Origin of the sequence: Enterococcus sp. 5H (genome assembly GCF_028128615.1) — a bacterium.
In the GTDB taxonomy this organism is placed as follows: domain Bacteria; phylum Bacillota; class Bacilli; order Lactobacillales; family Enterococcaceae; genus Enterococcus_L.
In genome coordinates this window covers 213,970-237,008 of record NZ_AMDP01000022.1, presented here as the reverse complement: position 1 = coordinate 237,008, position 23,039 = coordinate 213,970, and the positions used below count along the sequence as shown (strand labels likewise).

Sequence of the window (23,039 nt, the reverse complement as noted above, 5' to 3'; positions counted from 1 at the left end):
CCCTTTCTCTCGGTCGCCTTGTTCTATGATTTAATGTAAAGGTAATGAGGAGGAAAATAGATGGCAACATATTATGAAGCGATTAACTGGAATGCAATTGAAGATGTAATCGATAAATCAACTTGGGAAAAGCTAACAGAACAATTTTGGCTAGACACCCGGATTCCTTTATCCAACGATTTAGATGATTGGCGTACCCTTTCTGACTTAGAAAAAACAACAGTCGGCTATGTATTCGGAGGTTTAACGCTACTGGATACAGTTCAATCTGAAAGCGGGATGGAACAATTAAGAAACGACGTTCGTACGCCACATGAAGAAGCTGTGTTAAACAATATTCAATTTATGGAATCTGTTCATGCAAAAAGCTACTCTTCTATTTTTAGTACATTAAATACTAAAAAAGAAATCGACGATATTTTTGAATGGACGAACACAAACGTCTATCTACAAACGAAAGCAGAAAAGATCAATGAAATTTACAAAAATGGAACGCCTTTAGAAAAGAAAGTCGCTAGTGTTTTTCTAGAAACCTTCTTATTCTATTCAGGTTTTTATACTCCTCTTTACTATTTAGGAAACAATAAATTAGCTAACGTGGCCGAAATTATCAAATTAATTATTCGTGATGAATCTGTTCACGGAACTTATATTGGCTATAAATTCCAGTTAGGTTTCAACGAATTATCTGAACCAGAACAAAATGAATTAAAAGATTGGATGTACAACCTTCTTTATGAATTATATGAAAATGAAGAACGTTATACAGAAGAATTATACGATGATTTAGGCTGGACAGAAGAAGTGAAGACCTTCTTACGTTACAACGCTAACAAAGCTTTAATGAACCTTGGAATGGACCCATTATTTGCTGATACAGCTAATGATGTAAATCCAATCGTGATGAACGGTATCTCTACCGGAACAAGTAACCATGATTTCTTCTCACAAGTCGGAAATGGATACCTTCTAGGAACCGTTGAAGCAATGAAAGATGACGATTATTTAATTGGTATGGATTAATCTTATGAAAAACCTAGAGCAGATGAACAATCATTCGCTCTAGGTTTTATTTGTTTTCTCTTTAACATAAAACTAAACAGAACTGAATTTTGAGTATTCACATGATATACTTAATGCAACAATCACATCAATTATCTAGAGGTGTCTTATGACAATTTTCATTTACAAACTATTACTAGGATTTATAGTTAGTAGTTTAATTGGCTCATTTTCATATATCATGCATCTACTGACTAAATCTGGTATTCTAGCAGTTGTCCTTATCGGAACACTAATTTGTGGATTTGGTGCTTGGATTAGCTGGCTTTTAATCGTTCTTTTTTTCGCAAGTTCCGGCTGTATTCACTTAATAAAAAAATTATTCAATCAAAAAAATGAAAACTCCATTGCAGAAAAAAACGATACACGTGACGCTTGGCAAGTACTTGCCAACAGTTTTCCATCATTAGTATGTATCATTCTTTTTTTCTTTACCCAAAAAGAACTGTTTTTAATTGCTTTTGCTAGTGGAATCGCTGGTGCTACTGCTGATACTTGGGCATCAGAAATTGGTGTTTTAAGTAAAAAACCGCCACGTTCAATTATTACTTTAAAAGTTTTAGAACCTGGTCTCTCAGGTGGTGTTTCCCTGTTAGGATCTATTTCGTCATTTTTGGGTAGCTTTCTAATTGCAGGTGTTTTCGCACTTGTTTATCCATTTTATTTTATCATTCCATTTATTTGTGGTGTGATTGGATGTCTAGTAGACAGCCTTTTAGGTGCTACAATTCAAGTGAAGTATCGTTGTTTGGTTTGTGGCAAAATCACTGAAAAAGCTGTTCACCATCAACAACCTACACAAAAAATCAGTGGTCTTTCTTGGTTAACAAATGACTGGGTTAATTTTCTAAGCGGTATTATTACAGTCCTTTTAAGCATTGGTTTATACTATATCTAAAAAATCGTCTAATTCTCAAAAATGAATTGGACGATTTTTACTTTTTAACTTAATAACATTAAATACTTACAAGACGTAGTTTAGTAATATTTTTATAAATAGATAGATCTTCAATTACTTCTGCATAAGTCATTCCATTTGGTAAATCAATCGTATAAATATTGGTATAAATCTGTATATCTTCAACTACAACAACATCAAAATTTACATCTTCAATCTCAATCTTATGCTCTTCAAAATACTGATTGATAAATTCTTTTGTTTCCTGCTTATTAATATAATGAATCTCCAATTTTTTGGTTGTAGGGACATGAATCACTTTTCTGACTACTGTCAAAGCTATGAAAATACCAATAAAACTAGTAATAGCAATTGAATAGTAACCCATACCGATTGCAATTCCTAAACCTGCTATAGCCCAAAGTGAAGCAGCAGTTGTTAAACCGGTTACTGACTGTTTGGTTACAATGATTGTTCCAGCGCCTAAAAAACCGATTCCACTCACGACTTGAGCAATTAGGCGAGCTTGGTCTGAACGTATAACTCCCGCAAGTTCAGGATGGTTTAAAGCATCTTGCAAAGCTGTTGCAGCTATTTCATCTTGAATCAAAGCAATAATCGTCGCCCCCATACAAACTAGAATATGCGTCCGCATCCCAGCCGGCCGATTTTTATATTGTCGTTCAAAACCAATAACACCACCGATTAACATCGCCAACGATAAGCGTATGATGATTTCAGGAATCGTTAAATGTATATCTACCATGATTAGACCTCCTATTGTTCCTCACTTCAATTATAGCACTAATTAGGACTTGGAGTGCTTACATGAAAAAAGATAGTAATAAAACTCATTGAGCTTTATCACCATCTCTTAAAATTTAACGATTAAATTATAGTTTACTTGCTGCTGCTTCATCAATAATTACAACAACATCTGAATGGTTTTGTAGAGCACTCGCAGGTAAATCAACAGAGACTGGCCCATCAATCATTCCTTTAATGGCATCGGCTTTAGCTTCTCCATAAGCCATTAAAATCATTTTTTTACCTTTCATGATTGAACCAATTCCCATCGAAACTGCTCTTGTTGGTACATCTTCTACTTTATCGAAATAACGTTTATTCGCATTGATTGTAGACTCTGTTAATTCAACAACATGAGTTAAACTATCAAGTGGTGTTCCTGGCTCGTTAAAACCAATATGTCCATTTTGACCAATTCCTAAGATTTGAATATCAATCGGGTTACCGTCAATAATACTTTCATAATGTTTACACTCAGCAGCTAAGTCTTCAGCTTTTCCGTTTGGTACAAATGTTTCTTTAAATGGCTTTTTAGAGAAAAGTTGATCGTTCATGAAGTAACGATAGCTTTGTGCGTCTTCTCCGCCTAAGCCAACATACTCATCTAAGTTTACAGATGTCATATGTGTAAAATCTAAATCACTTGCTGTCATTTCTTTGTATAGTGTTTCTGGTGTGCTTCCTGTTGCAAGCCCTAAAACTTTTGCACCATTGTTCATACCTTCTTTGATTAATTCAAATGCTTTTTTTCCACCTTCTGCAGCATTAGCAACTTTTATGATTTCCATTATAAATTACTCCTTTATATTCAATTTTGGTATAGTCCAATTATAACACCATAACAAAAAGATTTCTAGTGAAAATTTATATAAAATAAAAAAAATGAGTAAGATAAAATATTCGGAATTTTATCTTACTCATTTTTATTTTAATTAATAACCACCTGTGTACTGTCCATTATCAACAGCATTGGGATCAGCATTAGGATCTACGTAGGTATCTGTATTGGTATTTGGATCATAATAGTTATACGTTTCGCCGTATGCTTCGGAACTTTCTTCATATGCTGTTCCATAACCATAATTACTATAGTTACTATTATCAACTGCTTGCATTTCTTTATTCTCAGGCAAGCCAAGTTGAGCTCGAAGATTAGTTTGTACTTCATACAACTTTGTTGGGTCTAAAATTTGATAATAAATCTCGTTAATCATTTGACCTTCACCATCTAGTTGTAAAGAATCTATGTTCTTAAAGGCAGGCATATATTTTTTCTGAATATCTACCATATTATCCCAAGTTAAATCAGTTTTTACATTATCTTTTACTGCATCTAAAATCTGTCTATATTTAGTAAGACCATCTAGACTAATAATTTTATCCATGATCTTTTCAACAACTTCTCTTTGGCGACGTTGACGTCCAATGTCACCTTCCGGATCTTCTTTTCGCATACGCGCGTACGCTAATCCAGTCGTACCATCTAGCTTGACTTTACCAGCAGGAACAACAATACCATCCAATGTAAATTCACCAATCGTATTGTCAACTTCAATGCCTCCAACTGCATCAATTAGATCTTTCAAGCCTTTCATGTTAATGGACACGTAATTATCAATTGGAATATCCAATAAATTTTCAACTGTATCAATAGCCATTTTAGCGCCACCAAAAGCATAGGCGTGATTTAGCTTATCTTCTGTATCATTTCCTACAATCTCCGTTAAAATATCCCGATCTAAACTAATCATAGTCGATTTTTTTTCTTTCGGATTAATTGTAACCACCATTGTAGTATCAGAACGTCCTTGTTCTGTACGCCCCATATCACCAGTATCAATTCCCATTAATAAAACTGAAAAAGGTTCTTGTGCGTCAATGTTTACAGCAGTTTCTCTTTTTGTTGTACTTCGATCAATTGATTCGTATACACCTTTTACTGTACCCGTTGCATCCGAATACATTTTAATTCCGTAAGCGCAAAACCCTGCAACTGAGACAAGAACTAGTCCTAAAGCAGTTAGTATTACTTTTTTCCATAGGTTCATAAGACACTTCCTCATTTTGGCAAGAATAATTCATGAAATCTATTTTCTCACAATTTAGGAGAAGCTGCAACTTATTTAAGATTTTAGCATGATAACGTAATATAAATGTAAAAAACTAAATACTTGTTGGCTTTAATAATAAGTTTGCTTAGAATAATTATTTACTGAGTTTACTTGTTGCTAAGTTCAGCTTCAGCCATTTTTAATGCTTCATTGATAACCATATGCATATCATAATATTTATACATTCCTAATCTTCCACCAAAAATTACCTTATTTTGCTCTTTAGAAAGATTTAAATACGCGTTAAACCTTTCAGTGTTCTGACGATCATTAACTGGATAATATGGCTCGTCACCTTTTTCCCATTCCTTAGAATATTCTTTAGTGATAATTGTTTTTTCTTGCTCTCCAAATTCAAAATGTTTATGTTCGATAATTCTAGTATATGGAACTTCTTTACTTGTATAATTTACCACAGCATTGCCTTGATAGTTATCCGTCTCTAGCTCCTCAGATTCAAATTTTAATGACCTATACTCCAACTCTCCAAACTGGTAATCAAAATATTGATCTATCATACCAGTATAAACTATTTTTTCTGCTTCATTTTCAAATTGCTCTTTATGTGCAAAAAAATCGGTTTTCAAGTGAACCTCTATATTCGGATGATCCAGCATTTTTTCTACTATTTGTGTATATCCACCAATAGGGATTCCTTGATAAGTATCATTAAAATAATTATTGTCGAAGGTGAAACGAACCGGCAAACGTTTAATGATAAACGCAGGTAACTCAGTACATGAGCGTCCCCATTGTTTTTCCGTATATCCTTTGATTAACTTCTCATAAATATCAATACCAACTAAAGAAATTGCTTGCTCCTCTAAATTTTCTGGCGTTTTGCCTTTTAAAACAGCTTTCTGTTTTTCAATCATTTCTTTGGCTTCGCCTGGCGTAATTACTCCCCACAATTTGTTGAAGGTATTCATACTGAATGGCAAATTATATAGTTCATTTTTAAAATTTGCTATTGGTGAATTAATGTAGCTATTGAACTCTGCAAACTGATTGACATAGTTCCAAATTTCTTTGTTACTCGTATGAAAAATATGCGCACCATATGTATGAACATTAATTCCACTAATATTTTCTGTAAAAATATTTCCTGCAACATGGTTTCTTTTTTCAATAATCTTAATTTTTTTACCCTTTTTGGCAGCTTCATGGGCAAATACAGAACCAAATAAACCTGAACCAACAACTAAATAATCATACATCTCAATTCTCCTAAAATTTATTTTCTTTTTAATTTTTTCTTATACTTACTAGCAAAAACTGTTACTAGTTGATACTCTTCGCTCATAAATTTCCCTTTGGCAAAGATCAAAAGGCCTCCTGCCATCAAAATATAGCTTATTAAACCAATAAATATTTGTCCAGTCATCTTTATAAATAAATCATCTGGTAAAAATCCACTAATTCCCTTAACAATCACTACCATCAATACAGCAGGAATTAAGAATATGGAATTGTTTTTAATATACTCTTTAACTGGCAAATATTTTCTTACTGCATAGGTTTGATACGCACAGACAAAGAATTCTGTAAGAAGAGTGGCAGTTAACGAACCATAAATTCCAAAATAAGTAATCAATACAACATTACTAAGTAAATTAACACCCGCCCCTAACATTATTGAAACAATGTAATCTTTATCTTTCTCTAATGGAATCAGATACTGTGTCCGTAAAACACTTGCCCATGCAACAAATGGAATGGTCAGCCCTAAAAAAGGTAGGACATATTTTAGTTCTTTGAACTTTTCTCCAAAAAACCAAAGTGGGAAAGTACTAGACACACAAAATAACCCAGCAGAGATTCCTAATGATAATAGAAAAGTAATATTTAATGTGCGATGGGTTATCTTTTTTATTTTTTCCGTCTCACCATTTACTGCCATATTAGATAACCTTGGCAACATCACTGCTCCAACCGAAGTAATTAATCCAGTGATAATCATAACAATTTTGTCTGCATTCTCGAACAAACCCAAATCATACATTGAGCCCATACTACCTAAAAGTATTTTAGATAATAATTTGTAAATGCTAACTCCAATAACTGGAATGAATAATAATAAATTCGGTTTTAAATGCTTCAGAATACCATTCAAAGTCACCTTATGAACCATAACTTTTTTAAACAATACACTCCATAGAGATAACGAACTAATTAACATACTTAGAGACATTATAAGTATATATACATAAAAATCTTCACTACTTTTTACAAATAAAAATATGAATCCTACAGTTATTACCTTAATGATTGTATTTCTAAAAATTGTAAATTTAAATTGCTCAATACCGTAAAAAAACCAACTTATATCAAACAGGTAAGAAAATAGAACGATAACCTGAAGTAATGAGATAGTCGTATATTTCGAAGAAACAGTAAGAAAATAGCCTAGATAAACAATTAAAGTAATCAAAAAGCAAACGGATTGCAGAATATAGATTTCAAAAAAGGTTTTACTTAACTGTTCTTTATTATTTCTGGTCTGAGCGATAGCTCTATTACCGTAGTTTTTGAGTCCCAGCATAACAAATAACGAAAAGTAATTCACAATTGAAAACGTATAAGAGTACACCCCTTGCAACTCGGGACCAAAAATTCTAGAAATGTACGGTGCGGTTATTATTGGTAATATTGCCAATAATAATTGATAAACAAAATTGTAAATAATATTTTTTTTCATTGCTTTCCTCTACTTAAGAATCTTCAACCAAAGATTTTTTATTAATTTTTTGAATGATTAGGAAGAATAACAGTATTGTAAAATTGTATTGAAAATAAATATAGTAGGTTTCGAAAAAACCAAATATAATAAATAATATCAAGAATACACATTCATACAACATATTTTTTTCTTTTAAAATTTTTGATAGTAGCATGTTAGCGAACACAATGACAATAAATAAAACTAAACCAAACCTTAAAATAATGGAAATATAAGAATTGTCCAAAATTTCAGCCTTCACAAATTGATTAAGTGCCACCTCTTTCGAATTAACAAATAACAGCTTTTGTCCAAATGGTTTTATAGGATATAGATTCAAAAACCAATTAATAAAATAGAGGCGTCTAGAAAAAAGCCTATCCAACGCTAGAATCAATGTATTTTGTTTTCCATATAAAATTCCAAGATAGTAACTTATAAAAGTAGCTACTGGAAATGAAAATGCATAAATCATAAAAATTTTACGACTTATTTTAAAATTTTTGCTTATTTTAATTACTAATAGAACTGTAATACTGATAAATAAACAAACTGCACTAGTTCTTGAGCCAGTAATTTCACTGATTAGATAAACAAATAAGTAACTGGAGAATATCTCGACAAAGCTCAGTTTATTTCTTCTTAAATAAAAATATGCCATTGTCATAGAAAATAGCAACGTTCCTAGAACATTCGGATGAGTAAAGCCTAAAGAATGTCTAACTTTACTATCTCTAATCAACTGAAACTCTTCAATATAATTAAATGCATAAAGTAATATCACTACAAGTAGTGACTGGATTTGCCCAATTAACGAAACTTTAACCAATCGATTAAACTCTTTTAGATTAGCAATTGAAAAAATCATTGTTACTAGCAAAATAAAGTAATAAACATCTGATTTAAGATAGATTACCAGACCCAATGATATTAATAAGGCATAAAAAATATAGTTAAACACACTATTTTTACGAGATATAAATGACACTAGACAAGCCCCGCATAAAAATACTTCCGTAAATGTTGTTAATATTTTTACATTCCAAACCTCACTCAACATGCTAGAACCAAAAGTAAAATATACAACAATATATATGTACATTGCTATACATAGCAACCATTCTCTATAGCTAAGCTCTTTTTTCATCTTCTACGACTCTTTCATAAATTTTAAATACTTCATTTGCCGTTTTATTGGCTGAATAATTTTGATACGCATAACTTTGAATATCAGTTAATTTTTGTTTCACACTTTTTCTATTATCATAAACAAGCTTAATTTTTTTAGCTAAATCAGTAAATTCTCCTTGATTGTATAATGTTCCATATTTCCCATTATCAAGAATTTCCTTAGTCCCTTCTGTATTAGAACCTATAACAGGAATTCCCAGTATCATAGCTTCCACAGTTACCCTTCCAAATGCTTCTGCTTTTGAACAAATTAAGGCAATATCTGTTTGATCCCAAATAGCACTCAGATTATTTTTAACACCTGTAAATTCAACATATTGATCGAGTTTTTTGAGCTTTACTAACTCTTTCATTTCAGTAGCAAAAGTGCTCGTATCATCGCCTACGATCCTCAGCCTAAAATCAGTCTGTTGTTTGTTGTTCACCAATTCATCGATTGCTAAGATTGCCTCTTTTTGACCTTTATGTTCGGCTACAACTCCTGCAATAGTCAAAACGCATATTCTATTTTCTAAAGGATTAATGTTCATGTCTACTTGGTTATCTATAGCCAAACCATTGTAAATCATTTTCTTTCGACTATGATTAATTAAATTACTATAATAGCAATCAATTGAATGAGAAATAGTAATAAGAAAATCTGCATCTTCTAATTCTGCCAATGATTTTTGCTTATTCCAGAAGAGATTCCCTTGATCTTTTTCTACGAATTCTCTCAAATGCCAAATTACTGGAATTTTCCCCCACTTTGCAGCTTTATAGCCTAAATTTCCACCGAAACTATTAATATGAACGATGTCGAACTTTTGCGTTTTAAGTATGAAAAAAAGGGCGATTTCATGATAAAAATTCAGTACTTTTTTCAGAACCTTTTTCATTCTCATGATCTTACTTCGATTTCCTTTTTGATAGATCCATTGATAACCAATAATTTTGACAAAGTTTATCTGGTTTTGGATTAAGAAGTCTTTTAAGGGACCTTCACTTGGGACGACAACTAAAAATTCTATATCTTGATTTTTCAGTTGTTGAATTAGTGAAATCATGGATTGGTTTGCTCCAGTCATGTTTACATAAGTTGGTTCTAGTAATACCTTCATTTTGCCCTCCAATTTATTTCATCCTGTTATTAAAGATTCTCCGCAATTTGTAGTTAAACAGAAATGACCATAAGCCTTTTTGAATCACTAAAAATTTTGAAAATCTAAATTTTACTCGAGAAAATAAAATACTAATCGATTGAACAAAGAATGATCCCCACAACAAACATACTCCTATTTTTTTGTCATACGCTTTTCTGTTTAGTAGATTGTTCCTTACGAAATAAAAATATAATGGAATTCTATTTTTTAGTTCTTCATCTTTAATACTTAAAGCTTTAGCATTATATCGTTTATGTAGAACTTTGCTGTTCCCGCTAAAATAGCCAGGCCCAAAATACTTATTTAAGCGCTGTGTATACTCTTCGTCATCCCCCCAAATAAAATACTCTTTTAGAGGTAGCCCAACAGTATTAATCGCTTCCCGCTTAATTAACAACGAAACAAACGTAGCACTCTTAATTTCCACCAGCCCTTGATCAAGATATTTATACCAAAAAGGATAACCGTTTTGTTCCTTTCTATCAGAAATTTTAGGAACATTCATGGGCTCTCCTTCCACACCATAAACATAGCTGGCTAGAAAACTAGCTTTTTCTTTAATAGTTTGCATATCATCAACTAAGTTTTCTAACGAATCTTTATTGGGAATTGTATCATCGTCCATCAACCATAAAAAATCATAGTCATTTTCCAAAGACTTTTTGATTCCTTCATAAAAACCTCCTGCTCCACCGAGATTTTCATTTAATTTGAAATAATTTATTTTATCAACTTGCTCGCATAATTGAGTAACATACTCATCAGTTCCATCTGTGGAATCATTATCAATTACAATTATTTTGTCTAAACTGTAAGTTTGCTCTATTAATGCCGTTAAACACTCTTTGAGCAGTTCTTTTCTATTATATGTGACAACCAGAGCAGTCACTTTTTTTTCTAAATTCACCAACAAGACCTCTCATTATCTAAAATTTACTCTATTTCTTTTTTATTAAGCTTTTTTAAAGCTTTTTCCATTTGTTGTAGTAATTTCATCATTTTTAAACTCTTTGTTTTCAAAACAGAAACAAAAACTTTTTCTTTTAATGTCAAATTTGTATATTTAATCTTCTTAAGACATTGATGATAGTCATTCTTATTCAATAAGTTTCTGTATTCAGTAGCTTTTGTTTTAAACTCTGCTTTTGTCTGTACGTTAAGAAAGTATAAATTACAATATGAATTTATTCCCACTAACTTTTTCACAGTGAGAGCTTGATTAAAGTAGTCATCTTTTTTAAATTTCTCAATAAATATCTCGACTTCTTTATTAACACGTTCAAAATAGTCAATGACATTTTTATTTACTTTGTTTGTAGCACTGTTCACATTTTTATTATAATGATAGAATTTACTATCCGAATAACTCACACTCTCAGCGTATTCAAATAGGTACATGTTAAAAATATTATCTTGCATTCTAGTTAGTTTCACGTCAAAAAGAAGATTATTTTCTTCAATTGTATTTTTTTTATAGAGTTTTGCCCAAGGCACCCCTATTCCAATTTCAGCTGGAAAAAACTCGGACATTTTTTTCGACATTAACTGAATCTGTAATTTTTCTTTTTCCTTACCAACAAACTGCTTCTCTGTACTATTCCAAAAATCATTAATTACTTCTTTGTTTTTATAATTGACAAATGATGAAAAAATATATAGGTCAGCGTTCCTCTGGTAAACAGCTTTTGTCATCTGCTCAATCATATCTTCTTCAACCCAGTCATCCGGATCTACAAAACAAATATAATTGCCCTTTGATTCCTCCATACCTCTGTTTCTTGCAGCGGAAACACCACTATTTTCTTGATGTATTACTTTAATTTTATCTTCTGTCTCAGCAAATTCATCACAAATAGTGCCACAATAATCGCCATAATTGTTATCATCAACTAATAAAATTTCGTAATTTTCATAAGTTTGTTTGCATAGAGAATGTAAACATCGTCTCAAATCTTTCTCTTCTATTCCAAAAACCGGAACAATTATACTTATAAATAAATTCTCTATCATTCTAGACCTTTCATTAAAAGCTTCTGTCAAACTTTTTCTTTTGAAACTTAGCTCTTAAAAAGCTAATTCCTTTACTAAAAACTTTTACTTTTCCAAGATATAAGTACGGCAGCTCTTTTACCTCAATAGTATTTTCTTTTAACCAGACATTAAATAAAATTTCGCTAACTCTACCTAAATAACGTTTTTGAAAATCAGAATATTCACTAATATCTACAACGTTTTCTAATTCAAATAAAATATCGAATAGCCACTGACAGTATAAGTCTAAATTTTCCTTACTCATTATAAACATATTAAACATGTGCGCACTTGTCGATTTCATCACAGATTCAAAAGATGCTTCATATTTCGGATATTTTTTCTTGATAATTTCTAAACTCTTATCTAAATGTTCAGCATAATGGGTGTGCGCGTAATGAGAATAAATTGACTCTATATAATAATTTCTCTTTTTAGGGACAATTACTTTATTTTCTGCTAAAAAACTAGTGATATCAGAGTCTGAAATAATATGATCATATTTATTTTTTGCAAACATAGGAAAACTACTTTTAGAAAAATATCTACGGTAATGAACCAAACCTATATAGTCAGAATCTAAGTTTTTCCATGCCCAATAGAGTGCTGTTAGCTCGCAGTACAAACTATTTTTTTCAGATATGTTCTTCCCTGTATCATCTGTCTCATAGCCTAAATACTCTTTACCTGCCTTTCCTACTTGTAGTGGTAAATATAGTTGATTTTTAGGCATTTCGTATTTCTTGTGTGTAGCAACAATAACTTTTATTTCCTTCAATTTTTTAGCTCCCTTTTTTCTATCTTTTAGTGACCGTTTGAGTTATTTAAGCACAACACCACTGTAACTGTCTTTAATAAAATGACTATGTCCTGAGTCAAAGATTGATTTTTTATATAATATAAATCTAATTCAACCATCTCTTTAAATCCAATATTATTACGCCCACTTATTTGCCACAACCCAGTACACCCTGGCTTAACTAATAACCGCTGCATATCGTATTCTGTATACTCAGCGACTTCTCTTAATAATGGAGGTCTAGGACCGACTAAAGACATTTCTCCTTTTAATACATTTAAAAGTTGAGGCAACTCATCTATGCTTGTCCGACGGATTAGTTTTCCGATTTTAGTCACTCGAGGATCATCTTTCATTTTAAACATTGCACCTTCAATTTCGTTTAATTCAATCAAATCAGAAAGCTTATCTTCAGCATCCGGACACATTGAACGAAATTTATACATGGTAAAGAGACCCCCATTTTTTCCAACTCGCTGCTGAGAAAAAAATACGGAGCCTTTTTTATTTTCTTTCTTTATTAAAAAAGCTACAACTAAAAAGACTGGACTTAAAATAATCAGCCCAAATAGACTACAAAAAATATCGATTCCACGTTTGATTATTTGGAAAAACACTGACTTTTTTTGAGTCTCATAATTTACTACAGTTTCCAAATCATCATTCTCTGACTTAACAAGTTTATCTTTTGACCGCACACTTCTACCAACATCCATAAACTTACCCTCCAATTTTTTTCACTCCTTTTAACAATAAATAGTACTTACCAACAATTTAATACTATGTTATAACCAACAACTGTACTATGTAGTAAAGATACACCAACAAATACATCTTTACTTTAAAAAAATAAATTAAATTTCCGCGCTTTAATTGGACTAAAATTAGGGCGGTTTACATCATCACCATTCAAAATATCTTTAGCCATTTGCTGCATTGCATTAACCGATTCTTCTCCAACATCATGCGCAATAGCATCGTAAGCTTTTTTCATAAAAAAACCACGTTTTTCAACATTATGAGCATCAGATGCCATCATATAAACAAGATTATTCTCAACCATTTTTTTAGCTGTTTGTTCAATTTTTTTCCCAAAGACACCAACATAACTAGGAGCAGTTAATTGTGTCAACACACCCATTTCTAAAAACGGCAGCAGCTTATTCGGATCTTCGATAAACTTGCTGTTTCTTTCCGGATGAACAATAATAGGAACATGTCCTTGTTCAATAAATTTTTGAAACAGTGGTTGTGCATACGCAGGGATTTCATTTGTAGGAAACTCTATTAAAATATAACGGTTAGCTAAATCTACAAATAATATATCATTTGATTGAATCTGCTCTAAAAGATTTCCACCGATTCGTACTTCTTGTCCTTCAAAAAGTGTGAGCGGAATATTTCTTTGATCCAATTCCCCCTGTAATGCTGCAACACAAGAAATTACTTTTTCTGCTGAGTTATCGTACTTACCATTATTATGATGCGGGGTGCAAAGAATATGGGTAATTCCTTGCTTGACGGCCATCTTAGCCATGTCAATTGAATGATCAATTGTTTTGGCCCCATCATCAATTCCTGGTAAAATATGACAGTGCAAGTCTACGATTGTTTTGTCTTTTTCAGCTTTATGATCCATAATAGTAGCCTTGATCTGTAATATTTTTGGAACCATTGTAAACAACACCTAAAATATTAGCATCTACCAGCTCAAGTAAATTTTTTGCCTTCATTAACGAATCTCTTTTGGAAACATTTTCCCGAACTACCAGGATTGTTCCATCTGATTTTGATGAGACAATTTGTGCATCCGTAACAGCAACGACCGGAGGCATATCAAATACCACTAAATCATATTGATGTTTCAACTCCACCAAGAGTTCTTCCATTCTTCTAGAATCCAATAACTCAGATGGATTAGGCGGCTTTGGTCCACTAGTCATCAAGAATAAATTATCTACACCAGACGGTTGCACTACTTGATGTAAAACTGTTTCTCTGCTGCCCAACAAAGTACTTAAACCACGGACATTGTCGATTGAGAAAGTTTTCGCAACAGTCGGTTTACGCATATCCGCGTCCACCAACAAGACACGTTTACCTGAATTAGCAAAAACAATAGCTAGATTTGCAGAAGTAGTTGATTTCCCTTCACTTGGTCCAGATGAGGTAATTACCAGTGTTTTTAGATCTCGATCAACCATTGCATACTGAATATTCGTCCGAATCGTACGGTACTGTTCTGAAATTGGTGAAGATTTATCAGCCAAAGTAATTAAGCTGACTGCTTTTGTTTTTTGTTTTTTTTGATTTCTTATTTTTTCACTCATTTTATACTCCTTTAAACTCGCGGACGACTTCTACGGATAGGAGCAGAAGTATCTGTCTTAGCTTTTTCCTTTGTTGTAACTCTAGAAGACAAGTCCGGCGTTTTGTCTAATGGCTCAACTACTTTTGTAGAAGGTGTACGAATAACTTTGGCATTTAACTCTTTTAATGTCATATTAGGGACTATACCTAATACAGTAAATCCAAGTTCATCTTCTACGAAACTATCATCTTTAATTGTTTTATCAAACAGCTCTAAGATAAAGGCCGCTCCTATTCCTAATACTATTCCTAGCGCTATACCAATCACTAAGTTTATTTTATCATTAGGTGATACTGGCGTTACATTAGCTGTTGCAGAAGATATAATCGTAATCTTGTCTACATTAACCATATCTTTTGCCTGTTCTTGAAAGACCAAAGCAGTTTGATTGGCAATATTTTGAGCCACAATTGGATCTGTCATCTTAGATATGATGGAAAACATTTGAGAATTTGGCGACTGATTAACAGAAACACTTGCACTTAGAGCTTCTACTGACACATCACTGTCATACTCTGTTTTCAATCTTTGTTGTACTTCATTCATTACAGTGTCACTTTTGATTAAATCCTTATACGTATTAATCATCTGTAGATTACCATTGATATCGTTAACGTTTGTTGTTTCATTTTGAGGTAAACGAACAATTAATTGTGCCTGTGAACTGAATTTAGGGGTAATGACAAAAAATGTTACTATACCAGCAACTCCTAATCCTAAAAACATGCAGACAATAATTAAACCAATCCGTTTTTTTAATACTCCGATTAACTCTTGTAAACTGATAGTCTCTTCCATTTTTTCCTCCATTAATTACATATAAATAACTCTTAAATTGCAAATAAACATGTGTTACTTTCCTTTTAGAAAAATCCCTTTACAGTAAACTACTTACTTGTTATTAGTCAAATGGTGACTTAATTTACGATAACTTGCAGTAGTTACTCCGCAGGCAATACTTCTTCTGAAGGTATTTCTTCATGATTCATAGCTTGTTCATTCAAAAGCTGATCGATCGTTTCCAACTTGCTATTTAATCTATTTCTCAATGTTTCATTTTTAATAAGTTCAAGTTGGTTATAGCTTGAGATAAAGTTTTCAAGATTCGCTTCAGTTGTTAATTCTTCACCAACAATCATTGCATCAATAGATTGTTTCAAAGCATTATATTGCGTGACTTGCATTTCTATTTCTTTTAATAAAGCCATCATTGATACATTCCAAGATTTTTCAGATTTAGTAATTTTACCACTTATCGACGTGATTTTTTCTAAAGTTGTATCTTCACTAATGACAATATCTAAATTTTCCTTCGTCCACTTTGTAGGCGATTGGACAAGTAAGGCTGATATTTCCCCTTGAATAGCTTGCTTATTTTTAATATCACTGATTTTGTCTACCAAGGCTTTTTTTTCTTTACTAACTTCAGAATTATCTATCGAAAAATCCTCATCTTTTAAACCAAAATCTGAAGCTGTCGTTTTTAAGGACGCTATATCTTTTTCAACAGCTTCCACTGAAGACATATCTATGGGATCAATCAAAAATTCCTCTTGCCCATCCTGGTAGAAATGAATAATTTTCGTATCTAATCGTTTAATTTTTACAGCTTCATTTTCTATTGTTGCTTTAGCATATTCAATTTTTCGCTGCTGCCTTTGGTTTGCACTAGAATCTATACCAACAAAACAAATGCCTACCGAACCAACAATTACGGCTAAATAAATAACCTTTTTGACATTACTACTATTACTCCAACAACCTTTTATCACTTTTACACCCCTTTAAATCATTCCTTTTTATTTATTTTTTTCACCTTTGACTTACCGGATTGTTTCTAAAAAAGCTATGTACGCATTTTGTTCATTAGTCTGGTTGATTGTTATCGCATCAAAATTACCTGTAGAAAAATCAGCTAATTCACCTTGTAAATAATGGGTAATCGTAGCATTGCCAATCAATTCCATCCAATAACCATCTGCATCTTCTTCATGAACAACCGTTTTTACCATACCACCTGTATTTTTAACTGTGATTGTTTCACCAAAATTGCCATCATTCAATAACACATACATTAAACTGCTCGCACACATCGCTGTCCCACAAGCACTCGTAAAACCAACACCACGTTCAAATGTCCGGACAAACAATTGATTTTCCCCTAAAATTTCTACAAAACTTACATTGATTCCATCAGGAAAAATCGGATTAACTCCATTTACGTATGTTGCAATACGCTCAAATTCATCACTCATTAATGTTTCATGATCGACAAAAGTAATCAAATGAGGATTGGGCACTGCTACAGCTGAAAATTTTAAAGTTTCAGACAATTCTGGAATTGTCTCGTTAATGATTGTTTTGCTTGAAGTATTCATAGGAATTGCTTCTGCTTCAAACCGAACTGGTGAAATTTCAACCTGATAAGATGCTACATTATTTGCAAATTCTGCTGATCGACGCACTTTTAAGTCAGCAAACATAGTTTCCACAGTGAAAAAATCTTTTGTGTACTTTTCAGACAGGTATCGTGCAACAGTGCGTAGTCCATTACCGCACATGCTCGCTTCACTACCATCACTATTAATTACACGCATTTTTGCTACAGAATCACCTTTTGCTACATCTTCCACAAGTAAAAGACCGTCTGCTCCTTTAAGTAGTCCATGCTCTCTATTACATAAATGAATACGTAAATCATCTATTTCTTTACTAGTAAAGGGCCGCTCCAACTGTGTTTCATCTATTAAAAAGAAATCATTTTCTGATCCATGAACTTTTTGCATTGAGATATTCATTGTAAAAACTCCTTTACTTAAAAAAATTTTCTCCCTAACTATTAGTATGCCACAAACAAAAAGAGGAAAACAGTGTATTTTACTGTTTTCCTCAAAAAAGTTTAGAAAAATTCTAATTTTGTTTGATTATTTAGCTGCAGAGAAGCGTTTGTTCACTTCATCCCAGTTTACCAAATTCCAAAATGCTTCAATGTAATCTGGACGAACATTTTTGTATTTCAAGTAATAAGCGTGTTCCCAAACGTCTAGGCCTAAAACTGGTGTTTTGCCTTCCATTAAAGGAGAATCTTGGTTAGCTGTTGAAGTGATTTCTAATTTGCCATTATTCAAAACTAACCATGCCCAACCAGAACCAAAACGTCCAGTAGCAGCTGTTTTGAATTCTTCTTTCAATTTGTCAAAGCTGCCGAATGCTGCATCAATTGCATCTTTGATATCACCAGTTGGTGCGCCGCCAGCATTAGGAGCCATAATTTGCCAGAAGAATGAATGGTTAGCATGTCCGCCACCATTATTGCGTACAGCAGTACGGATATCTTCAGGAATACTATCCATATCAGCAATTAAATCTTCAACTGATTTTTCACCTAGTTCAGGGTGTTTCTCAATTGCTGCATTTAAGTTCGTCACATAAGTGTTGTGGTGTTTGTCATGGTGTAAGTGCATTGTTTCCACGTCAATATAAGGTTCTAATGCATTATATGCATATGGTAAATCTGGTAAAGTGTAAGTCATAAAAAATTCCCTCCAATTAAGTATATAATTTCATACAACCATAGCATACCAGAATAAGCAGCAATATTCAAAGTACTTGCTTAAGATCTTTTTCACTAAACTTGTGTTTCCATAGTAACTCATTTAAAATTACGAGTGTACTTACTTTCAAGTCAGGAGAGAAGCTATGAAGACTTTTACACTATTCAAATACTCACTTTTTAATTTTTCTGAATTACATACAGCAAAAAAAATGCCTTTTTGGAAAGTAATTTTTTATGTAATTTTTTTAAGCATTATTTTAGCCTTACCCATTACAAAGCAAATTTTTTCAGTCATGCAAGACGTAAAACATGATGGACAAATGATCGCTGAAAAACTACCTGATTTCAAAATCGCTGATGGGCAATTTCAAGTAGCTGAAAATACTGAAGGCTTTATTTATCAAACAAATTCAATTATTTTTACTTTTGATCCGGAAGGAAAACGCTCTTCTAATGATATTACTGCAGATTCTGTAGGAAATGCTGTTGCTGTAGGTTTTTTACAAAATGAATTTGTCGTGGCCCTCCCTAATTCTAGTACAGCAGATTCTTTATTTGGTACTAGTCAATTTGAAATTCCTTATTCTAAAGGTTCCTTAGATGGTCTAAACAGTCAAGATTTAAAACAAGGCTTGAATGAAGCCAGCGTACCATTTTGGATAAAATTAATCATTTTTGCTTTTACTCTGTACCCGATTTTCATTAATTTGATCATAAATATTTTTCTTATTACTATTGGGGCCAATCTTTACAGTAAAATTCGTTTATATGATTTGCGAATTTTCGATTGTTTAAAAATTGTAACCTACTGTACAACGCTACCTGTTATTTTAAGTGGAATCCTACATTTTATTAATCATTCTTTTGATGATAGCTTTTTAATTATTTTTCTATCACTAGTGATCTTTTTCTTTGCTGTTCGAAAAGAAAAGAAACGAGAACTGCCTTTAAACTAAGTATCACAAGCTAATCAAATATAAGAGTTACGGAATAGCTTTAACCTTTTCTTACATTCTCAGTTTTAATATTCTGTGTTAAGATAAGCATGAATTATACTTGCTAAAAAAATTAAGTTAATCAATCATACAACTATAAGGAGAGAGCTCATTATGGGAGAATTAACCCATCGTAAAAATACGCGTCCAGTGAAAATTGGCGATTTAACTATTGGTGGAAATGATGAATTAATTATTCAAAGTATGTGTACTACCAAAACACATGATGTTGAAGCAACAGTTGAACAAATTAAACGTTTAGAAGAAGCTGGCTGTCAAATCGTTCGTGTTGCTGTTCCAGATGATGCAGCGGCAGACGCTCTAGGTGCTATTAAAAAGCAAATTTCAATTCCGTTAGTTGCTGATATTCATTTTGATTACCGTTTAGCGCTAAAAGCGATCGAACAAGGCGTTGATAAAATTCGGATTAATCCTGGAAATATCGGTCGTAAGGATCGTGTAGAAAAAGTTGTAACAGCCTGCAAATCCAAAGACATCCCCATTCGAATTGGGGTAAATGCTGGTTCATTAGAAAAGAAATTTTTGCAGCAATATGGCTATCCAACGGCTGAAGCAATGGTTGCCAGTGCAGTTGAACATATAAAAATTCTTGAAGACTTGGACTTTTATGACATCATTGTTTCGCTAAAAGCTAGTGATGTAAATTTGGCAATTGAGGCTTATACTTTAGCCGCTCAAACATTTGATTACCCTCTACATCTAGGTATCACAGAAGCTGGAACAAAATTTTCTGGCGGACTGAAATCAGCTGCCGGACTTGGCGCATTGCTTTCCCGCGGTATCGGGAATACTTGTCGTGTATCGTTGTCTGCTGATCCTGTAGAAGAAATCAAAGTTGCAAAAGAGGTCTTAAAAGCATTTGGTTTAGCCAGTAATGCAGCAACATTGATTTCTTGCCCTACTTGCGGACGAATTGAAATTGATCTGATTCCAATCGCAAATGAAATCGAAGAATATATTGAAAAAATTAAAGCGCCGATCAAAGTTGCTGTTTTAGGGTGCGCAGTCAATGGACCTGGTGAAGCTAGAGAAGCCGATATTGGAATTGCTGGCGGCAATGGTAAAGGTATGCTGTTTAAAAAAGGGAAAATCATTCGAACTGTTCCAGAAGAAATTATGGTTGAAGAATTAAAAAAAGAAGTCGATATCCTTGCTGCTGCATATGCTGGCGGTGAACAAATTTAATCAGATATTTTAAAGGTTGAACCATACAACGGTTCAATCTTTTTTAGTTAATTGGCTTTTTTTGTTACAATTAATAAATAGGGGGAATTCAACATGGCAAAACCAATTATCTATCTTTATGAAGAAATGAAAGAGGATCAAGTTGCAACGATCAAACAAACAGCTTCTGAATACATTGTTTTTGATGCAGCAAGAACCAGTATGACTATAGACGAAAATGATATCGAAATCATGTTGGGCTGGAACAACGAATTAGGTCAACGTTTGCTAAATTCACCAACAAGTCGTTTAAAATGGGTGCAATCTATTTCAGCTGGAGTTGACACATATGATCTAAACCGTTTCTCAGAAAAAGGTATCTTACTCTCTAACGCTAGCGGTATCCATAGCATTTCCATTTCAGAACATGTTCTTGGTGTTTTATTGACTGAATTCCGTGGTATTCGAACGAGTATCAAAAACCAATCCAAAAAAGAATGGTCACGAAACAATATCTCCTACCAACAATTATCAACAAAAAAAATGTTAGTTGTTGGAACTGGCCATATTGGACAACAACTTGGAAAATTTGCCCAAGGTCTAGATATCCAAACCTACGGCGTGAACACTTCTGGACATGTTACTGATGGTTTTATAGAATGTTATGCACACAAAAATATGAGCAGGATAATTAATGAGATGGATATCGTTGTAAATATTCTTCCGTTAACAGACCAAACATATCATTTATACAATGAACAACTATTTAGCGCAATGAAACCCGGAACGGTCTTTATCAATGTTGGTCGCGGACCATCTGTTAACACAGCAGATTTAGTGCAAGCATTAGAAAATAAACAGCTAAGTTTCGCAGCTTTAGATGTATTTGAAGACGAACCTTTATCTGAAAATAGCCCATTATGGAATCTAGACAATGTTTTAATTACACCGCATATTTCTGGTTTAACACCGGAATTCAAAGGAAAATTACTAACTATATTTATCCAAAATCTTAGAAAGTTTTTAGTAGATGGTACTTTAGCTAAAAATGAAATATCTTTAGAACAAGGATATTAAACTATTCCTTATAATAAAAACGCCAAAGAACCTTTTCAGTTCCTTGACGTTTTTTTGTTAGTCCTTCTGATCTTTTTCAGTTTCTTTTACCAGATAAATCGGCCGTTTTTTTGTTTCCAAAAATATTTTCCCTATATATTTCCCTATAATTCCTAGGCAAAGTAATTGCAGTCCACCAACAAATAAAATAATACAAACCATCGATGGCCAACCACTAGTCGGATCACCTTTAATGATTGTTCTAAAGAAAATTATAAACATCGCAAGTACAGAGCCAATACATGAAAATGCGCCCACATAAGAAGCGATATTTAATGGTGCTTCTGAAAAGTTTACAATACCATCAATAGAATAACTAAGCAAGCTCCAAAAAGACCACGAAGTAGCTCCTGCCACGCGCTCTCGATTTTCGTAAGATAGATATTCGGTGTTAAAACCAACCCAACTAAAAATCCCTTTTGAAAAACGGTTATATTCTGTTAATTCTAAAATCCCATCAACCATTTGACGAGTCATTAGACGAAAATCTCTAGCTCCATCAACCATTTCAGTATCACCAATTTTATTAACCAAGCGATAAAACAGCTTAGCAAAAAAACTACGGATAGCTGGCTCTCCTTCACGATCGCCACGTCTTGTTCCAATACAATCTAAGTCTTTATTTTCCTCTAACATCTTAATCATTTTTGGTAATAATTCTGGAGGATCTTGTAAATCGACATCCATTACTGTTACTAAACTACCTTTGGCTTCTTTCAATCCGGCATACAGTCCAGCTTCTTTGCCAAAATTTCTTGAAAAAGAAAGATAACGAACTTTGTCAGGATGTTCTTTATAAAGTTTTCTTAAGGTATCTAAGGTACGGTCTTTCGATCCGTCATTAATAAAAATATACTCCACAGTATGTGAAATTTGTGAGCTTACTTTTTCCACTTCTTCAAAAAATAATGGAATTGACTCCTCTTCATTATAACAAGGAACAACAATTGATAACATAAAATTTCCTCCAAAAAGTATTCTTTCTGATTATAACACATAACCCTGACATAATAATAAAAATAGATATATTTCAATTAAAATATTTACAGGTTAGTT

At 32.7% G+C, this 23,039-nt stretch carries 23 protein-coding genes; 5 read left to right on the top strand and 18 right to left on the bottom strand.

What is annotated here, in order from left to right; translation table 11 throughout:
- Nucleotides 1-60: 60 nt before the first annotated feature.
- Both nrdF and C240_RS10365 read left to right on the top strand, forming a co-directional pair.
- Nucleotides 61-1,023 carry a class 1b ribonucleoside-diphosphate reductase subunit beta gene (gene nrdF, locus C240_RS10370; protein WP_271495165.1) on the top strand — a complete coding sequence of 321 codons (963 nt, stop codon included), beginning with the start codon at nt 61-63 and terminating at the stop codon, nt 1,021-1,023.
- Nucleotides 1,024-1,171: 148 nt separating this feature from the next.
- Nucleotides 1,172-1,960 carry a DUF92 domain-containing protein gene (locus tag C240_RS10365; protein WP_271495162.1) on the top strand — a complete coding sequence of 263 codons (789 nt, stop codon included), beginning with the start codon at nt 1,172-1,174 and terminating at the stop codon, nt 1,958-1,960.
- Nucleotides 1,961-2,018: 58 nt separating this feature from the next.
- Here C240_RS10365 and C240_RS10360 read toward each other — a convergent pair whose 3' ends face one another.
- From C240_RS10360 to C240_RS10280, 17 genes are all read right to left on the bottom strand, one after another.
- Nucleotides 2,019-2,726: an MgtC/SapB family protein gene (locus tag C240_RS10360; protein WP_271495159.1), complete on the bottom strand. Its 708-nt coding sequence runs from the start codon at nt 2,724-2,726 to the stop codon at nt 2,019-2,021.
- A gap of 127 nt (nt 2,727-2,853) precedes the next feature.
- Nucleotides 2,854-3,555, bottom strand: a complete 702-nt coding sequence (nagB, locus tag C240_RS10355) for a glucosamine-6-phosphate deaminase (protein ID WP_271495156.1) — start codon at nt 3,553-3,555, stop codon at nt 2,854-2,856.
- Between the two features lie 144 nt (nt 3,556-3,699).
- Nucleotides 3,700-4,815, bottom strand: a complete 1,116-nt coding sequence (locus tag C240_RS10350; RefSeq protein ID WP_271495153.1) for an LCP family glycopolymer transferase — start codon at nt 4,813-4,815, stop codon at nt 3,700-3,702.
- Between the two features lie 170 nt (nt 4,816-4,985).
- A complete protein-coding gene (gene glf / locus C240_RS10345; protein WP_271495223.1) occupies nt 4,986-6,101 on the bottom strand; it encodes a UDP-galactopyranose mutase in 1,116 nt (371 codons plus the stop codon).
- Between the two features lie 11 nt (nt 6,102-6,112).
- Nucleotides 6,113-7,576 carry an oligosaccharide flippase family protein gene (locus C240_RS10340; protein ID WP_271495150.1) on the bottom strand — a complete coding sequence of 488 codons (1,464 nt, stop codon included), beginning with the start codon at nt 7,574-7,576 and terminating at the stop codon, nt 6,113-6,115.
- 13 nt (nt 7,577-7,589) lie between these two features.
- Nucleotides 7,590-8,744: a hypothetical protein gene (locus tag C240_RS10335; protein WP_271495147.1), complete on the bottom strand. Its 1,155-nt coding sequence runs from the start codon at nt 8,742-8,744 to the stop codon at nt 7,590-7,592.
- Nucleotides 8,728-9,888: a glycosyltransferase family 4 protein gene (locus C240_RS10330; RefSeq protein WP_271495144.1), complete on the bottom strand. Its 1,161-nt coding sequence runs from the start codon at nt 9,886-9,888 to the stop codon at nt 8,728-8,730. Before C240_RS10330 ends, C240_RS10335 begins: the two co-directional genes overlap by 17 nt.
- A gap of 13 nt (nt 9,889-9,901) precedes the next feature.
- Nucleotides 9,902-10,837 (bottom strand): glycosyltransferase family 2 protein, encoded by a 936-nt coding sequence (locus tag C240_RS10325; protein WP_271495141.1) that lies wholly within the window; start codon nt 10,835-10,837, stop codon nt 9,902-9,904.
- Nucleotides 10,838-10,863: 26 nt separating this feature from the next.
- Nucleotides 10,864-11,940, bottom strand: coding sequence for a glycosyltransferase family 2 protein (locus tag C240_RS10320; protein ID WP_271495139.1), 1,077 nt, complete (start codon nt 11,938-11,940; stop codon nt 10,864-10,866).
- Nucleotides 11,941-11,953: 13 nt separating this feature from the next.
- Entirely contained in the window at nt 11,954-12,739 is a 786-nt protein-coding gene (locus C240_RS10315) for a DUF4422 domain-containing protein (protein ID WP_271495136.1), read from the bottom strand.
- 26 nt (nt 12,740-12,765) lie between these two features.
- Entirely contained in the window at nt 12,766-13,476 is a 711-nt protein-coding gene (locus tag C240_RS10310) for a sugar transferase (RefSeq protein ID WP_271495133.1), read from the bottom strand.
- A 125-nt stretch (nt 13,477-13,601) separates the two neighbouring features.
- Entirely contained in the window at nt 13,602-14,369 is a 768-nt protein-coding gene (locus C240_RS10305; RefSeq protein WP_271495220.1) for a tyrosine-protein phosphatase, read from the bottom strand.
- A 19-nt stretch (nt 14,370-14,388) separates the two neighbouring features.
- Entirely contained in the window at nt 14,389-15,090 is a 702-nt protein-coding gene (locus C240_RS10300; RefSeq protein WP_271495130.1) for a CpsD/CapB family tyrosine-protein kinase, read from the bottom strand.
- Between the two features lie 11 nt (nt 15,091-15,101).
- Entirely contained in the window at nt 15,102-15,929 is an 828-nt protein-coding gene (locus C240_RS10295) for a YveK family protein (RefSeq protein ID WP_271495127.1), read from the bottom strand.
- A 143-nt stretch (nt 15,930-16,072) separates the two neighbouring features.
- Nucleotides 16,073-16,903 (bottom strand): hypothetical protein, encoded by an 831-nt coding sequence (locus C240_RS10290; protein WP_271495124.1) that lies wholly within the window; start codon nt 16,901-16,903, stop codon nt 16,073-16,075.
- Nucleotides 16,904-16,954: 51 nt separating this feature from the next.
- A complete protein-coding gene (gene dapF / locus C240_RS10285; protein ID WP_271495121.1) occupies nt 16,955-17,929 on the bottom strand; it encodes a diaminopimelate epimerase in 975 nt (324 codons plus the stop codon).
- 126 nt (nt 17,930-18,055) lie between these two features.
- Nucleotides 18,056-18,664, bottom strand: a complete 609-nt coding sequence (locus C240_RS10280) for a superoxide dismutase (protein ID WP_271495118.1) — start codon at nt 18,662-18,664, stop codon at nt 18,056-18,058.
- A gap of 166 nt (nt 18,665-18,830) precedes the next feature.
- Between C240_RS10280 and C240_RS10275 the strand changes: the two genes are divergently transcribed.
- The 3 genes from C240_RS10275 to C240_RS10265 all read left to right on the top strand — a co-directional run bounded on the left by C240_RS10275 (nt 18,831) and on the right by C240_RS10265 (nt 21,944).
- A complete protein-coding gene (locus tag C240_RS10275; RefSeq protein WP_271495114.1) occupies nt 18,831-19,643 on the top strand; it encodes a DUF1189 domain-containing protein in 813 nt (270 codons plus the stop codon).
- A 153-nt stretch (nt 19,644-19,796) separates the two neighbouring features.
- A complete protein-coding gene (ispG, locus tag C240_RS10270; protein WP_271495111.1) occupies nt 19,797-20,888 on the top strand; it encodes a flavodoxin-dependent (E)-4-hydroxy-3-methylbut-2-enyl-diphosphate synthase in 1,092 nt (363 codons plus the stop codon).
- A 93-nt stretch (nt 20,889-20,981) separates the two neighbouring features.
- Nucleotides 20,982-21,944, top strand: a complete 963-nt coding sequence (locus C240_RS10265; RefSeq protein ID WP_271495108.1) for a phosphoglycerate dehydrogenase — start codon at nt 20,982-20,984, stop codon at nt 21,942-21,944.
- Nucleotides 21,945-22,001: 57 nt separating this feature from the next.
- Here the strand turns inward: C240_RS10265 and C240_RS10260 are convergent, their stop codons facing one another.
- The gene (locus C240_RS10260; RefSeq protein WP_271495105.1) at nt 22,002-22,940 is read right to left on the bottom strand and encodes a glycosyltransferase family 2 protein; all 939 of its coding nucleotides are present in this window, start codon (nt 22,938-22,940) and stop codon (nt 22,002-22,004) included.
- Between the last annotated feature and the right edge of the window lie 99 nt (nt 22,941-23,039).

Coding starts and splice junctions, on each gene's coding strand:
- nrdF (WP_271495165.1), top strand. CDS start 61: ATGGCAACATATTATGAAGCGATTAACTGGAATGCAATTGAAGATGTA.
- C240_RS10365 (WP_271495162.1), top strand. CDS start 1,172: ATGACAATTTTCATTTACAAACTATTACTAGGATTTATAGTTAGTAGT.
- C240_RS10360 (WP_271495159.1), bottom strand. CDS start 2,726: ATGGTAGATATACATTTAACGATTCCTGAAATCATCATACGCTTATCG.
- nagB (WP_271495156.1), bottom strand. CDS start 3,555: ATGGAAATCATAAAAGTTGCTAATGCTGCAGAAGGTGGAAAAAAAGCA.
- C240_RS10350 (WP_271495153.1), bottom strand. CDS start 4,815: ATGAACCTATGGAAAAAAGTAATACTAACTGCTTTAGGACTAGTTCTT.
- C240_RS10340 (WP_271495150.1), bottom strand. CDS start 7,576: ATGAAAAAAAATATTATTTACAATTTTGTTTATCAATTATTATTGGCA.
- C240_RS10335 (WP_271495147.1), bottom strand. CDS start 8,744: ATGAAAAAAGAGCTTAGCTATAGAGAATGGTTGCTATGTATAGCAATG.
- C240_RS10330 (WP_271495144.1), bottom strand. CDS start 9,888: ATGAAGGTATTACTAGAACCAACTTATGTAAACATGACTGGAGCAAAC.
- C240_RS10320 (WP_271495139.1), bottom strand. CDS start 11,940: ATGATAGAGAATTTATTTATAAGTATAATTGTTCCGGTTTTTGGAATA.
- C240_RS10310 (WP_271495133.1), bottom strand. CDS start 13,476: ATGGATGTTGGTAGAAGTGTGCGGTCAAAAGATAAACTTGTTAAGTCA.
- C240_RS10300 (WP_271495130.1), bottom strand. CDS start 15,090: ATGAGTGAAAAAATAAGAAATCAAAAAAAACAAAAAACAAAAGCAGTC.
- C240_RS10295 (WP_271495127.1), bottom strand. CDS start 15,929: ATGGAAGAGACTATCAGTTTACAAGAGTTAATCGGAGTATTAAAAAAA.
- dapF (WP_271495121.1), bottom strand. CDS start 17,929: ATGAATATCTCAATGCAAAAAGTTCATGGATCAGAAAATGATTTCTTT.
- C240_RS10280 (WP_271495118.1), bottom strand. CDS start 18,664: ATGACTTACACTTTACCAGATTTACCATATGCATATAATGCATTAGAA.
- C240_RS10275 (WP_271495114.1), top strand. CDS start 18,831: ATGAAGACTTTTACACTATTCAAATACTCACTTTTTAATTTTTCTGAA.
- ispG (WP_271495111.1), top strand. CDS start 19,797: ATGGGAGAATTAACCCATCGTAAAAATACGCGTCCAGTGAAAATTGGC.
- C240_RS10265 (WP_271495108.1), top strand. CDS start 20,982: ATGGCAAAACCAATTATCTATCTTTATGAAGAAATGAAAGAGGATCAA.
- C240_RS10260 (WP_271495105.1), bottom strand. CDS start 22,940: ATGTTATCAATTGTTGTTCCTTGTTATAATGAAGAGGAGTCAATTCCA.